13 protein-coding genes are annotated in these 13,365 nt (G+C 71.4%); 11 read left to right on the forward strand and 2 right to left on the reverse strand.

Going from position 1 to position 13,365, the window contains the following annotated elements; genetic code table 11:
• The first annotated feature begins 162 nt into the window (after positions 1–162).
• The 3 genes from HII36_RS48000 to HII36_RS48010 all read left to right on the forward strand — a co-directional run bounded on the left by HII36_RS48000 (position 163) and on the right by HII36_RS48010 (position 2,705).
• Positions 163–1,089 carry an alpha/beta hydrolase gene (locus tag HII36_RS48000; protein WP_173530072.1) on the forward strand — a complete coding sequence of 309 codons (927 nt, stop codon included), beginning with the start codon at positions 163–165 and terminating at the stop codon, positions 1,087–1,089.
• Between the two features lie 193 nt (positions 1,090–1,282).
• Positions 1,283–2,062: an enoyl-CoA hydratase/isomerase family protein gene (locus HII36_RS48005; protein ID WP_173530073.1), complete on the forward strand. Its 780-nt coding sequence runs from the start codon at positions 1,283–1,285 to the stop codon at positions 2,060–2,062.
• 94 nt (positions 2,063–2,156) lie between these two features.
• On the forward strand, positions 2,157–2,705 hold the full coding sequence (locus tag HII36_RS48010; protein WP_173530074.1) for a hemerythrin domain-containing protein: 549 nt from the start codon (positions 2,157–2,159) through the stop codon (positions 2,703–2,705).
• A 262-nt stretch (positions 2,706–2,967) separates the two neighbouring features.
• On the opposite strand, the gene HII36_RS48015 is transcribed toward HII36_RS48010, so the two are convergent.
• Both HII36_RS48015 and HII36_RS48020 read right to left on the reverse strand, forming a co-directional pair.
• On the reverse strand, positions 2,968–4,149 hold the full coding sequence (locus HII36_RS48015) for an acyl-CoA dehydrogenase family protein (protein ID WP_173530075.1): 1,182 nt from the start codon (positions 4,147–4,149) through the stop codon (positions 2,968–2,970).
• Between the two features lie 175 nt (positions 4,150–4,324).
• Positions 4,325–4,915 (reverse strand): class I SAM-dependent methyltransferase, encoded by a 591-nt coding sequence (locus HII36_RS48020; protein WP_173530076.1) that lies wholly within the window; start codon positions 4,913–4,915, stop codon positions 4,325–4,327.
• A 129-nt stretch (positions 4,916–5,044) separates the two neighbouring features.
• Between HII36_RS48020 and HII36_RS48025 the strand changes: the two genes are divergently transcribed.
• The 8 genes from HII36_RS48025 (at position 5,045) to HII36_RS48060 (ending at position 13,356) form a co-directional block, all read left to right on the forward strand.
• Entirely contained in the window at positions 5,045–6,691 is a 1,647-nt protein-coding gene (locus tag HII36_RS48025; protein WP_236004757.1) for a sensor histidine kinase, read from the forward strand.
• A complete protein-coding gene (locus tag HII36_RS48030; protein WP_173530082.1) occupies positions 6,688–7,383 on the forward strand; it encodes a response regulator in 696 nt (231 codons plus the stop codon). Before HII36_RS48025 ends, HII36_RS48030 begins: the two co-directional genes overlap by 4 nt.
• A 60-nt stretch (positions 7,384–7,443) precedes the next feature.
• Entirely contained in the window at positions 7,444–7,860 is a 417-nt protein-coding gene (locus HII36_RS48035; protein WP_236004759.1) for a hypothetical protein, read from the forward strand.
• 10 nt (positions 7,861–7,870) lie between these two features.
• A complete protein-coding gene (locus HII36_RS48040; protein WP_173530077.1) occupies positions 7,871–8,461 on the forward strand; it encodes a phosphoribosylanthranilate isomerase in 591 nt (196 codons plus the stop codon).
• 98 nt (positions 8,462–8,559) lie between these two features.
• Positions 8,560–9,315 carry a GNAT family N-acetyltransferase gene (locus HII36_RS48045; RefSeq protein WP_173530078.1) on the forward strand — a complete coding sequence of 252 codons (756 nt, stop codon included), beginning with the start codon at positions 8,560–8,562 and terminating at the stop codon, positions 9,313–9,315.
• 104 nt (positions 9,316–9,419) lie between these two features.
• A complete protein-coding gene (locus HII36_RS48050) occupies positions 9,420–10,202 on the forward strand; it encodes an SAM-dependent methyltransferase (protein ID WP_328808224.1) in 783 nt (260 codons plus the stop codon).
• 69 nt (positions 10,203–10,271) lie between these two features.
• Complete coding sequence (locus tag HII36_RS48055) at positions 10,272–10,853, forward strand: CDP-alcohol phosphatidyltransferase family protein (protein ID WP_173530079.1); 582 nt, start codon at positions 10,272–10,274, stop codon at positions 10,851–10,853.
• Positions 10,854–10,857: 4 nt separating this feature from the next.
• The gene (locus HII36_RS48060) at positions 10,858–13,356 is read left to right on the forward strand and encodes a sugar phosphate nucleotidyltransferase (RefSeq protein ID WP_173530080.1); all 2,499 of its coding nucleotides are present in this window, start codon (positions 10,858–10,860) and stop codon (positions 13,354–13,356) included.
• Positions 13,357–13,365 lie beyond the last annotated feature (9 nt).

Raw genomic sequence — 13,365 nt, forward strand, 5'->3', positions numbered from 1 at the left:
GTGGGGCGGTGGGTGGGTTCGATGGGTTGGTGGTGGTCGTCGGGTGGGCGAGCTGCGCGGTGTGCTCGTCGGAGTGGCCTGCTGGGTTGCGCGGTGTGTTCGTGGGAGTGGTCTGCTGGGTTGCGCGGTGCGTTTGTCGGGGTGGCCCGCTAGGCTGCGGGCATGCCGCTGCACCCCCAGGCGCGGGATTACCTCGCCCTCTACCCCGCGGACCTCAACACCGACCTGGCCGCGCTCGATCTGGCGAAGATCAGGGAGATGCGGGCGCAGGACGGGCTGGCCGCGCATCGTGGTTCGCTGCCGCAGTTGCCGTTCGTGCGGGACGAGGTCGCCGAAGAGGTGCCCATCCGCATCTACCGGGCCGACCGCGGCGACGGGCTGTTGCCGGTCGTGGTGTACTTCCACGGCGGTGGCTGGGTGTTCGGCAGCGTGAAGCGCAACGACGCCGCCGGGCGTGATCTGGCGATCAGGACCGGGGCCGTGGTGGTGTCGGTCGACTACCGGCTCGCGCCGGAGCATCCGTTCCCGGCGGCGGCCGACGACGCCTGGACGGTCGTCCGCGACATCTTCGCCAGGCCCGCGTTCTACCAGAGCAACGGCCAGGTGGCGGTGATCGGCGACAGCGCGGGCGGCAACCTGGCCGCGGTGGCCGCCTGGCAGGCGCGCGATGCCGGGCTGCGGCTGGCGCACCAGGCGCTGGTCTACCCGGTGCTCGACGCGGTCATGGACGCACCCAGCTACGCCGAGTTCGCCAAGGGCTTCGGGCTGGACGCCGAGGAGATGGCCTGGTTCGTCCAGCAATACGCCGATGACGTCGACCCGCTGGATCCCCGGCTCTCGCCGTTCCGGCTACCCGACGTCAGCGGCCTCGCGCCCGCGACCGTCGTGACGGCCGGCTGCGACGTCCTGCGTGACGAGGGTGAGGAGTACGGTCGGCGGCTGGCCGCGGCGGGGGTGCCCGCGCAGGTGCGGCGCTTCGACGGGGCCGTGCACGGCTTCTTCGTCCTGCCGGGGCTGTTCGACCAGGCCATCGAGGCCCGGGAGTACGTGGCCGACCGGCTCAGGGAGTCGCTGTTCCCGGCGGGTTGAGGTCCCCGTGAGAAGGTCCGTCATGAGACGTCCCGCGTGAGTGCGTCTGTCGTGAGTATGTCCCTCGTGGGTGCGTCCGTCATGAGAATGTTCGTCGTGAGTGCGTGCCTTGTGAGAGCGTCCGTCGTGAGACGTTCCCCGTAGCGGGGGCGGAGGGGATTTCGGCCGAGGCGAGCGCGGTGGAAGAGGGGCTGTGAAGTACGACAAGCTGAAGATCGACACCCCGTTCGACGGGGTGCTGCGGGTCACCATCAGCGAGCCGGGCAGGCTCAACGCCGTCGACATGACAGCGCACCGCGAGCTGGGGGAGATCTGGCGCGACGTCGACCGCGACGACTCCGTCAGGGCGGTGGTGGTCCGGGGTGAGGGGGAGGCGTTCTCGGCAGGCGGAGACCTGTCGATGATCGAGGAGATGACCCGCGACCACGCCACCAGGATGCGCATCTTCACCGAGGCCCGCGACCTCGTGTACAACGTGCTCAACTGCTCCAAGCCGGTCGTCTCCGCCATCCAGGGACCGGCCGTGGGCGCCGGGCTGGCCGTCGCGCTGCTGGCCGACATCTCGGTCGCGGGGCGTACGGCGCGCATCATCGACGGCCACACCCGGCTCGGCGTCGCGGCCGGCGATCACGCGGCGATCATCTGGCCGCTGCTGTGCGGCATGGCCAAGGCCAAGTACCACCTGCTGCTGTGCGAGCCCGTCACCGGTGAGCAGGCCGAGCGCATGGGCCTGGTGAGTCTGTGCGTCGATGACGACCAGGTGCACGAGCGGGCCATGGAGATCGCGGTCAAGCTCGCCGCGGGGTCGCAGGAGGCGATCCGGCTGACCAAGTACTCGCTCAACAACTGGCTGCGGCTGGCCGGGCCGAGTTTCGACGCGTCGCTGGCCATGGAGTTCCTCGGGTTCAGCGGGCCTGACGTGGCCGAGGGCGCCCGGGCGCTGAGGGAGAAGCGGCCGCCGAACTTCGGCTGACCCGGCCGTCCGTCTCGGTCTCGGGCTACGGGGAGGCCGGGCGGGAGCGGGGAGAAGAGGATTTCAGGTACCTCGCTCGGGTAGGCGCACCCTCATGAAGGACACCGATGTGGTCGACCTGCTGTTGCGCCAGCACGAAGAGATCAAGGCCCTGTTCTCCGAGGTCGAGAACGCCGCCCCGGAGGACCGGGCCGAGCCCTTCCGCCGCCTGGTGCGCCTGCTGGCCGTCCACGAGACAGCGGAGGAGGAGATCGTTCACCCCTACGCCCGCCGCAAGCTCGGCGACGACGTAGTGGACGAACGCCTGGCCGAGGAGAACTCGGCCAAGGACATGCTCACGCAGATGGAGCGGGCAGGCGTTGACGACCCTCAGTTCGCCGCCAACCTGGCCACCTTGCGCAAGGCCGTGGTCGAGCACGCCGAAGCCGAGGAACGCGAGGAGTTCCCCAGGCTGCGGCAGGAGGCGGGCGACAGGGAACGGCTGGCGATGGCCGTCGGGGTCAAGGCCGCCGAGGCCCTGGCGCCCACGCATCCGCACGCCGGGGTCGAGACTGCGCCGAAGAACCTGCTCGTCGGCACGCCGGTTGCGATCATGGACAGGGCCCGGGACGTGATACGCAAGGCGATGGGCAAACCCGGCTGAGACAGCTCCGGCTGAGACACGCAAGACTGAGACACATCCGGCTGAGACTTATCCGACTGAGACACACCCGGCAAGACGAAACCCAGCAAGACGAAACCCGGCAAGACGAAACCCGGCAAGACGAAACCCAGCGAGCACGAACCCGGCAAGACAGACAGACCCACAGGACCGGGTGACCGGCCGGGAACCGGTGACCCCGTCCCGATGGCCGGGCGGCCCGCGCCGGACGCCTTCCTGAGCGAGGCGCCGGGCGCGAGGCGGCTCAGAAGCTACGAGGCAGCCCGAGCACCTGGGTGGCGAGGTAGTTGAGCAGAAGCTCCTCGGTCACCGGTGCGACCTTCCCGATACGGGCGTCCGTCAGCAGCCTGGCCACCGGGTACTCCAGCGAGTACGCCATCCCGCCGTGCGTCTGGAACGCCGCGTCGGCCGCTTCCCAGGCGGCCTGCGAGGCGGTCAGCTTGGCGATGTTGGCCTCGGTGCCGCAGGGCAGGCGCCGGTCGAAGGACCAGGCGGCCTTGTAGAGCATCAGTCTGGCCAGCTCGATCTTGGCCTTCACCTGCGCCAGCGGGAACGCGATCGACTGGTTGGCCCCGATGGGCCGCCCGAACACCTCCCGCTGCCTGGCGTACTCCACCGCCACCCGCAGCCCCACCTCGGCCCCGCCCAGCGCGGACGCGGCCAGCAGGATCCGCTCGGGGTTGAGAATGTCCCACAGCACCAACGCGCCCTGGTCGACCTCGCCCACCACGGACGACGCGGGCACCCGCAGATCGTCGATGAACACCATGTTGGACGGCGTCGTGTTCGCGCCCAGCTTCGGTATCGCCTGGTACGACAGCTGCCCGGCGGCCACCGCGTCGGGCACGTTCACCAGGAACACGGTCAGCCCGTGCGTGCGCGGCTTGGCCTCGGCCGCCGGGACGGTCCTGGTCACCAGCAGCATCCAGGTCGCCCGCTGCACGCCCGTGATCCAGATCTTCTGTCCCTTGATGACGAACGAGTCGCCGTCGCGGCGCGCGGAGGTGGTGATGGCCAGCGAGTTGGACCCGGCGTCCGGCTCGGTCAGCGCGAAGCAGGTCTCCACCTCCCCGGTGGCCAGCCGGGGCAGCAGTTCCGCCCGCTGCTCGGCGGTGCCGTGCCTGGCCAGGGTGAGCGCGCCGAAGCCCGGGGTCAGCACGTACGTGAACGCCGACCCGCCGGCCGCGCCGGAGGCGGCCAGCGTCTCCGTCGCCACGGCCAGTTCGAGCAGGCCCTGGCCGCCCCCGCCGTACTCCTCGGGCACGGCCAGGCCGAGCCAGCCGCCCTTGGCCAGTTCCGCCCAGACCTCCTCGGGCCACCGCTTTTCGCTCTCGCATCGCTGCCAGTAGCCGAGGTCATAGCGGGCGCAGATGTCGCCGATGCCCCGCTGAACGGCCAGCGCGCTCTCCGGAAGGGTGAAATCCATCACGCCATAGTAGAAACAAGTTCTGTTCAGGGTCGAGGTCCACGGCCCTCAAAGGTCGAAAGCTCAAGGGTCGAGGTCCGCGGGCCTCAAGGTCGAAAGCTCAAAGGGCGAGGTCCGCGGGCCTCAAAAGTCGAGAGGTCAAGGGTCGAGGTCCGCAGGGTTCAAAGGCCGAAGGTCAGAATCGCGGTCTGCGGGCGTGGAAGACGAACGCGGGCGGCGCGTTGCGCCACACCGTACGCCCGGGCACGACCTCCTCGAACCGCTCGGCCAGCAGTGCACGGAACCGGCGCGCCGAGCTGAGCGGGATGGCGTGGATGTAGGAGAACGTGGTGAACGCCGCGGCCGGCCCCATCGCCGACGTCACCGCGTCCAGCAGCGCGCACTGCAACTCGTTCGGGAAGGCCGCCCACGGCAGCCCGCTCACCACCACGTCGGCCTGGCTCAACCCGCGGTCGGCCAGCAACCGGCACAGCTCGGCCGCGTCGGCGTGCACCACGTCCACGGCCGGGAACCGCGCGGCGAGCAGCACCGCCAGCGCCTCGTTGACCTCCACGGCCAGGTGCTGGCCGCGTCCGTCCAGCCGGCGCTGGATCTCGGCGGTGAAAGGGCCGGTCCCTGGGCCGAGCTCGACCACGGTCGGCTCGCCGCGCTCGGGCACGGGCGCGCAGACGGCCGAGGCCAGCCGGCGCGAGCTCGGTGCGACGGCGCCGATGGTGGCGGGGGCGCGCAGGAACTGACCGAGGAACAATGCGGAATCGTTCGCCATGGAGAGAACGGTAAGGGCAAGGTCATCTCAAATCAGTCCATCCAGCGGTCGATCTTGCGGCCAGTTGGAGGAGACGCCCTCCTACGTCCGGAGGATCAACCGGATTCACCAGGCAGATAGCGTGTCGTCATGCGGTGGCGTGGAATACCGGTCGATGTCCTGCTGGCGGCCTCGGGAGTCGCCCTGGACGTGATGACGACCTGGCACGCGGGCGAATCGGAGTTCCTGCCCGCCGGCTCGAACCTCCCGATGGCCCTGCTGGTCGGCCTGCCCATGGGCCTGGTCAGGCGCCTGCCGCTGCCCGTCAGCCTCTACCTGGCCGCCTTCCTGGTCTTCACCGACCAGATCAACTCCTTCAGCTCCAACACCGCGCAGATCCTGCTGCTGGTGGCGACCGGCGTCACCGCGCACCGGGGCGTCCGGCACGCGACCGCCGCCGCCCTGGTGGCCACCGGCGTCGCCACCGCGCTCAACCTGGCCGACCCCGGCATCGCGCTGACGGCGAACGCCTGGATGTACTCGGTCGGCCTGTCGGTCTTCCCGGTCCTGATCGGCGGCTACCTGCGCGGCTCGGCCGGACGGCTGGAGGAGCGCGACCTCACCCCGGACGCGCTGCTCGCCGCCGGCGGCGTCGCGATCACCGTGCTCAGCACGTGGACCGACTGGAACGCCTCCGCCCAGCCCGTCTGGGTCATCGGGCTGTTCGCCGTGCTCGGCGGGCTGGCGCTGGGCGTGGCCAGGCGGCTGCCCGGCCTGGTGCTCCTGCTCCAGGCCGGGCTGCTGCTGGCCGCGGAGGCCTATTTCCCGCAGGCCGCCAACACCTGCCTGCTGCTGACGCTCATCGTGATCGGCGTGTTCGCGATGCGGGTGCCGTCCTGGACCTGGACGGCCGTCGCGTACGGCGCGGGCTGCCTGATGGCCTCCATCGCGGTGGTCGAGCCCGTCACCGAGGTCACCCCGTTCCGGGTGGGCGTGCTGATGACGCTGGTGGCCACGCCCGTCGCGATCGGCCGCTACCTCGGCGTCCGGCAGGCCGCGGCGCTCACCGAGCGGCTGCGCGCCGAGCAGTCCGCCCGGCTGGCGGTCGCCCAGGTGCGCGCCGACCAGCTCGCCGAGCGCGAGCGCATCGCCCGCGACGTGCACGACATCGTGGCGCACCACGTCGGCGCGATGGTGCTGCGCGCCGGAGCCGCCCGCTACGCCGCGCCGGAAGGGCCGGTGGCCGAGGCGCTCAACGACATCCGCGAGACCGGGCACCAGGTGCTCGAAGACCTGCGCGGCCTGCTCGACCTGCTGCGCGACCCGGAACGCCAGCCCGGCCTGCTGGCCGACCCGGCCGACGTGGTGCGCGAATCGGCCGAACGCGTGGCCGCGGCCGGGCTCGTCGTCGACCTCGACCTCCATCCGGCCGCCGACCAGGCGCCGCTGGTCGTGCGGGCCTCGGCCGCGCGCATCGTCCAGGAAGGACTCACCAACGTGCTCAAACACGCCGGACCTGGCACCGAGGTGCGCGTGTCCGTCGTCCCGGCCGACGACGGGCTGGCCGTGGAGATCCGCAACGGCCGCCCGCCCACCGTGATGGAACGGCTGCCGTCGTCCGGGCGCGGCCTGGCCGGGATGCGCGAGCGCGTGCGCGCGCTCGGCGGCACGCTCACCGCCGGGCCGGACGGCGACGGCGGCTGGCTGCTCACGGCCGGCCTGCCCGGACCCAGGAGCGCGGACCCCGCACCCAAGCCGGGGTGCGTGCGAGCGATGAAGGCCGGGGCGGCCGGATGATCCGGGTGCTCGTCGCCGACGACCAGGCGCTGGTCCGCGCGGGCGTGCGGATGTTGCTGCAGGCCGCGGGCGACATGGAGGTCGTCGGCGAGGCCGACGACGGCGCCGAGGCGGTGCGCCAGGCCGAACGCCACCTGCCCGACGTCATCCTCATGGACCTGCGCATGCCCAGGGTGGACGGCCTGGAGGCGATCAAGCGCGTGCTCGCGGCCCGGCCCGGGGCCCGCATCGTGGTGCTCACCACGTTCGCCGACGACGCCAACGTCTACGCCGCCCTGCGCGCCGGCGCCGTCGGCTTCCTGGTCAAGGACGACGAGCCCGAGCGCATGGTGGACGCCGTGCGCCGGGCCGCCGCGGGTGAGCAGCTGCTGGCGCCGTCCGTGCTGCGCCGGGTGGTCGAGCGGTTCCTGGCGGCCGAGGAGCAGGCCGCGCCCGCGCCCGCCGGGCTGACGGAACGCGAGCTGGAGGTCCTGGCCCTGGTCGGCACCGGCCTGTCGAACGCGGAGATCGCCGAGGAGCTGCGCATCGGCGTCACCACGGTCAAGAGCCACCTGGCCGCCGCCATGGAGAAGCTGGGCCTGCGCAACCGCATCCAGGCCGCCGTCGTCGCCCATCGCTCCGGGCTGGTGGACGCCGCCTTCCGCCCGGTCCGTCCGCCCCGTGGCGGACCGTCCAGTCATCCCGCAGGCTGACGCCCGGAGCCGGTGGCCGTCGCCATGATGTGGTCCTCTTCCTCCAGAAAGGACCGCATCATGGCGGAAACGACGATGGTCATGCCGGCGAAGGAAGCGGGCCGGGTCTCCTCCGGCCTGCTGTACAGCCTGCGGATCGTCATCATCGCGCACGCGGTGTCCCTGCTCGTGGCGGCCTCGATGGCCGGGCAGTCGGTGGCGACCAACCACTCCACGATCGAGGCGCACCTGCTCGTCGCCCTGGTCGTGCACATCCTGGCGCTGGTGCAGATCGTGCTCGCCGTGCTGGTCTGGCGGCCGGGACGCGGCGCCGGCTGGCCCGCGCTGGCCAGCCTCGGTCTGTTCCTCGTCGGCGCGGCCCAGCACTTCACCTGGATCTGGCTGGGCGCGCACGTGCCGAACGGGGTCGCGCTGTTCGGCCTGATCATCGCCGTGCTGGTCTGGTCGTGGTCGCCGGGAGCCGCCAGGCGCCGCTAGCCTTGGCAGGGTGTACGTGAAGATCTGCGGGCTGAGCGAGCCCGAGCACGTGGCCACCGCCGTCGAGGCGGGCGCCGACGCCATCGGGTTCGTGCTGACCGCGAGCCCCCGCCGGGTCACCCCGGAGCGGGCCGCCGAGCTGGCCGCGCTGGTGCCCGCCCACGTGCTCACGGTGGGCGTGTTCCGCGGCGAGCATCCCGACGAGGTGCGCCGGGCGGCGCTGACGGCCGGCGTGCGCGCGATCCAGCTGCACGGCAAGCATCCGCACGGCGACTTCACCGCGTTGAAAGACCTCGACCGCACCCTGGTCAGGGCCGTCGACGCCACGTCCGACCTGCGCTGCGGCGCCTTCGACGAAGATCTGCTCATCGTCGACGCGCCGCGTCCCGGCTCGGGGGAGCCGTGGAACTGGGGTGCGGTGCGCGGCCGCCCGTCGGGCCGCTGGATGCTGGCCGGGGGACTCCACCCGGCGAACGTGGCCGAGGCCGTCGCCGCCGCGGGCCCCTGGGGGCTCGACGTCTCCAGCGGCGTCGAGACGGCCCCGGGCGTCAAGGACAGCGCCCTCATCCGCGCCTTCCTCCAGGCCGCCCGCACCGCCTGACGGGCCGCCCGCACCGCCTGACGGGCCGCCCACGCCGCCTGACCGGCCGCCCGCACTGCCTGACCCGACGCCCGCCCAGGCGGTGCTAATGTCCCGGCATGTCCGATGAGCTCTCCCGTATCCACGCGTTCCTGCGCGACTTCGCCCGGCGCAGGACACCCCGGCTGGAGCCGGCGCCCGGCGGGTTCGCCGTGCTGGACGAGCGCTACCCGGGCTCCCACGACGACAACAAGCTGATCGTCTGGACCGGCGACGACCCGCACGCGGTCATCGCGGCCGCCGACGAGCTGCTCGCCGGCCGCGGCCACCGCCTGGTCCTGGTGCACGACGACCGGCTCGGCACGGCGTTCGCGCCCGCCTTCACCGCCGCCGGCTACGAGCACGGCGTCAACGTGCTCATGGCGCATCGCGGCCCGCGCGAGCCCGCCGCGGCCGCGGCCGAGCACCTGGACCTGGCCACGCTGCTGCCCGTGGTGCGGGCCGGCTGGCGCGCCTCGCTGCCCGACGCGGACGACGAGGTGATCACCCAGCTCACCGACCGGGTCGAGACCCGGCTGCGCGGCGCGGACACGGTGGCCTTCCGCGGCGTCAGGGACGCCGACGGCGCCCTGGCCGCCACCGCCGACCTGTACCTGCACGACGGCGTCGCCCAGATCGAGAGCGTGGTCACGGTCGAGGCCTACCGGGGCCGCGGGCACGCCCGCACGCTGCTGACCTCGATGCTGGCCGAGACGGCCGCCGCCGGGGCCGGGCTCGTCTTCCTGGAGGCCGACGCCGCCGACTGGCCGAAGGACTTCTACGCCAGGCTCGGATTCGAGCCGGTCGGCCGCATCCACACGTTCCTGCGCTGGTGAACCCGCGACGGAAGCCGGGGAACACTCGCCGGAAAATGTGAAAGATCTACATTTGCCCCCCAAGATCGTCCTATGATGCGCGAAACAGACGGGGAGGATTGAGCGTGACCGAGGACGCCGGCACTCCGAACGTGGCCCGCATGTACGACTACTACCTGGGCGGCAAGGACAACTACGCGGTGGACCGGGCGGCGGCCGAGCAGTTCATCGCGATCGTGCCGGGCATCAGGCAGATGGCCCAGGCGAACCGGGCCTTCCTCGTCCGCGCGGTGGAGTCGCTGGCCAGGTCCGGCGTCGGCCAGTTCCTCGACATCGGCTCCGGGCTGCCCACGCGGCAGAACGTGCACGAGGTCGCCCAGCGCGTCGCGCCGGGCACCCGGGTGGTCTACGTCGACAACGACGAGGTGGTGCTCACCCACGGCCGGGCCATGCTGGAGAACAACCCGGACACCCACGTCGTGCACGGCGACATGCGCCGCCCCGAGGAGCTGCTGAGCGACCCAGAGATCACCGCTCTGATCGACTTCGGCCGCCCGGCCGCCGTGATGCTGGTCTCGATGCTGCACTTCATCGAGGACGACGACCTGGTGGCGGCGATCGTCAAGAACGTGCGCGAACGTCTCGCGCCCGGCGGCTACCTGGTGATCAGCCACGCCTACGCCGGCGCGGTCGACGCCGCGACCGAGGCGGCGGGCAAGGGCGTCTACCGGGCCTCCTCGGCGGGCGGCATCGCCTCCAGGGACCCGGCCAGGCTGGCCGAGCTGCTGGACGGGATGGAGCTGGCCGGGCCGGGCATCGTGCCGGTGCAGCTGTGGAGCGAGGCGCCCGGCGAGGTCCTGTTCGACCTGGCGCAGCCGGCCATCCTGGGCGTCGTCGCCCGCCGCTGACCCCGGGGCCGGGTGACGCGGGGGAGTGCGCGCGTCCTGTGTCCGGAGTTCACGCAGTAGGGTCGGCTCGTGAGCGAAACTTCCGCCGAGGACCGGATCTGGACGGTTCCCAACCTGCTGAGCTTCCTGCGTCTTCTCGGCGTCCCTGTCTTTCTCTGGCTCGTGCTGGGGCCCAAGGCGGACGGCTGGGCCATCGCGGTCCTCATGGTGGCCGGGTTCACCGACTGGCTCGACGGGAAGATCGCTCGGGCGTTCAACCAGACGAGCAGGCTCGGCCGGGTGATCGATCCGGCCGCCGACAAGCTCTACGTGTTCGCCACGATCCTGGCCCTGCTGCTGCGTGACGTCATCCCGTGGTGGCTGGTAGCGGTGATCATCGGCCGGGAGATCTTCGTCGCCTGTTTCATTCCCGTACTCCGCAAACATGGATACAAGGCACTTCAGGTGCATTTCCTGGGCAAGGCCGCCATGTTCAACCTCATGTATGCCTTCCCTCTCCTCTTCCTTGCCTCCCACACTGGGTGGTATGCCGAAATAGCCCGAATTGTCGGATGGGCGTTCGCGCTCTGGGGAACGGGCCTGTACTGGTGGGCAGGGTTGTTGTATGTGGTACAGGTGCGCCAGCTCGTGAACGCGGCGAAAAAGGAGTGATCGGGTGAAGGCGGTCGTCATGGCAGGCGGGGAAGGCACTCGGCTGCGGCCGATGACCGCTAATCAGCCCAAACCTCTCCTCCCCGTGGTCAACCGCCCGATCATGGAGCACGTGCTCCGGCTGCTGAAGCGGCACGGCGTGACCGAGACCGTGGTGACCGTCCAGTTCCTCGCCGCGCTCGTCCGCAACTACTTCGGCGACGGCGACGAGCTGGGCATGAGCCTCCAGTACGCCACCGAGGACCTGCCGCTCGGCACGGCGGGCAGCGTCAAGAACGCCGCGGACCGCCTGCGTGACGATCGATTCCTCGTGATCTCCGGCGATGCCCTGACGGATATCGACTTATCCGACATGGTCAGATTTCATCGCGAAAATTCGGCATTAGTCACGATCGGCTTGAAGCGCGTACCCAACCCGCTCGAATTCGGGATCATCATCGTCGGCGACGACGGCCGCGTGCAGCGCTTCCTGGAGAAGCCCACCTGGGGCCAGGTCTTCTCCGACACCGTCAACACCGGCGTCTACGTCATGGAACCCGAGGTGCTGGCCGCCGTGGCCACCGGCGAGCCGGTCGACTGGGCCGCCGACGTCTTCCCCAGTCTCCTCGACCGCGGCGCCCCCATCTACGGCTACGTCGCCGACGGCTACTGGGAGGACGTCGGCACCCACGACAGCTATCTCAAGGCCCAGGCCGACGCCCTGTCCGGCAAGGTCGAGCTGGACATCGGCGGCTTCGAACTCTCACCGGGCGTCTGGGTGGCCGAGTCGGCCACGGTCGACCCCGACGCCGTGCTCAAGGGCCCGCTGCTCATCGGCGACTACGCCAAGGTCGAGGCGGGCGCGGAGTTACGCGAGTACACCGTGCTGGGCAACAACGCGGTCGTGCGCGAGGGCGCCTTCCTGCACCGCGCGATCGTCCACGACAACGTCTACCTCGGCCCCGGCACCCACCTGCGCGGCTGCGTCATCGGCAAGAGCACCGACATCATGGCCGGCGCCCGCATCGAGGAGAACGCCGTCATCGGCGACGAATGCGTCATCGAGGCCGAGGCGTACGTCTCCAGCGGCGTCAAGGTCTACCCGTTCAAGACCATCGAGGCCGGCGCGGTCGTCAACACCAGCGTCATCTGGGAGTCGCGCGGCCAGCGCAGCCTGTTCGGCCCGCGCGGGGTCAGCGGACTGGTCAACGTGGAGATCACGCCCGAGCTGTGCGTACGGCTGGCCAGCGCGTACGCCACCACGCTGAAGAAGGGCGAGCGCGTCGTGACCGCCAGGGATGCCTCGCTGGCGGCCAGGGCGCTCAAGCGCGCGGTGATCGGCGCGCTGACCGCCAGCTCCATCAACGTGCTCGACCTGGAGGCCGCCCCGATGCCGGTGGCCCGCTTCCACACCGCCCGCGAGTCGGCCGCCGGCGGCATCGCGCTGCGCACCACGCCCGGCGACCCGCAGAGCGTGGACATCGTGATCATGGACGACCGCGGCGCCGACCTGCCCCCGGCCGCCCAGCGCAAGCTGGAGCGGGTCTTCTCGCGGCAGGAGTTCCGCCGCGCCTTCCCCGGCGAGATCGCCGAGCTGCGCTACCCGGCCAGGACCGTCGAGGACTACACCAACGAGCTGCTGCGCCACATCGACATGACCGGCGTCAAGGACATGAAGGTCGTCGTGGACTGCGCGGGCGGCACCTCCTCGCTGGTGCTGCCCACCCTGCTCGGCCGCGTCGGCATCGAGGTGCTCACCGTCAACGCCCGCCTCGACGACGTCTCGCCCACCGAGACGATCGCCGAGCGCCGCCGCGACCTGCAGCGCCTGTCGGAGCTGGTCAGCTCCTCGCGGGCGGCGTTCGGCGTCAGGTTCGACCCGGTCGGCGAGCGCATCGCCCTGGTGGACGAGATGGGCCAGCTCATCGGCGAGGAACGCGCCCTGCTCGTCGTGCTCGATCTGGTCGCCGCCGAGCGCCGGGGCGGCCGGGTGGCGCTGCCCGTCACCACCACCCGGGTCGCCGAGCAGGTCTGCCGCTTCCACGGGGTGCAGGTCGAATGGACCCGCACCGCGCTGGACGCGCTCACCTCCGCCGCCGCGGCCGACGACATGATCTTCGCCGCCGACGGGCGGGGCGGGTTCGTGGTGCCCGAGTTCAGCCCGGCCATCGACGGGCTGGCCGCGTTCATGCGCCTGCTCGGCCTGGTGGCGCGCACCCGGCTCTCGCTCAGCCAGATCGACGCCAGGATCCCCGAGGTGAAGCTGCTCAGGCGCGCCGTGCCCACGCAGTGGGCGGCCAAGGGCGCGGTCATGCGCTCGGTCATCGAGGCCGCCGAGCAGAGCGGCGAGCGCGTCGACACCACCGACGGGGTGCTGGTGTCGGGGCAGGACGGCAGCTGGGTGCTGATCCTTCCCGCGGCCACCGAGCCCGTCACGGACCTGTGGGCCGAGGCCGCCGACGTCGACACCGCGCAGGCCCTCCTGGAACGCTGGGGCCGCATCGTCGAACAAGCCGCCACCTGACCCCGCCCG

The sequence above is a fragment of the Nonomuraea antri genome (assembly GCF_013283785.1).
Classification (GTDB): Bacteria; Actinomycetota; Actinomycetes; order Streptosporangiales; family Streptosporangiaceae; genus Nonomuraea; species Nonomuraea antri.

What these genes read in the sequence shown, in the direction of transcription:
- HII36_RS48000 (WP_173530072.1), top strand. Translation starts at nt 163, where the DNA reads ATGCCGCTGCACCCCCAGGCGCGGGATTACCTCGCCCTCTACCCCGCG.
- HII36_RS48010 (WP_173530074.1), top strand. Translation starts at nt 2,157, where the DNA reads ATGAAGGACACCGATGTGGTCGACCTGCTGTTGCGCCAGCACGAAGAG.
- HII36_RS48015 (WP_173530075.1), bottom strand. Translation starts at nt 4,149, where the DNA reads ATGGATTTCACCCTTCCGGAGAGCGCGCTGGCCGTTCAGCGGGGCATC.
- HII36_RS48020 (WP_173530076.1), bottom strand. Translation starts at nt 4,915, where the DNA reads ATGGCGAACGATTCCGCATTGTTCCTCGGTCAGTTCCTGCGCGCCCCC.
- HII36_RS48025 (WP_236004757.1), top strand. Translation starts at nt 5,045, where the DNA reads ATGCGGTGGCGTGGAATACCGGTCGATGTCCTGCTGGCGGCCTCGGGA.
- HII36_RS48030 (WP_173530082.1), top strand. Translation starts at nt 6,688, where the DNA reads ATGATCCGGGTGCTCGTCGCCGACGACCAGGCGCTGGTCCGCGCGGGC.
- HII36_RS48035 (WP_236004759.1), top strand. Translation starts at nt 7,444, where the DNA reads ATGGCGGAAACGACGATGGTCATGCCGGCGAAGGAAGCGGGCCGGGTC.
- HII36_RS48045 (WP_173530078.1), top strand. Translation starts at nt 8,560, where the DNA reads ATGTCCGATGAGCTCTCCCGTATCCACGCGTTCCTGCGCGACTTCGCC.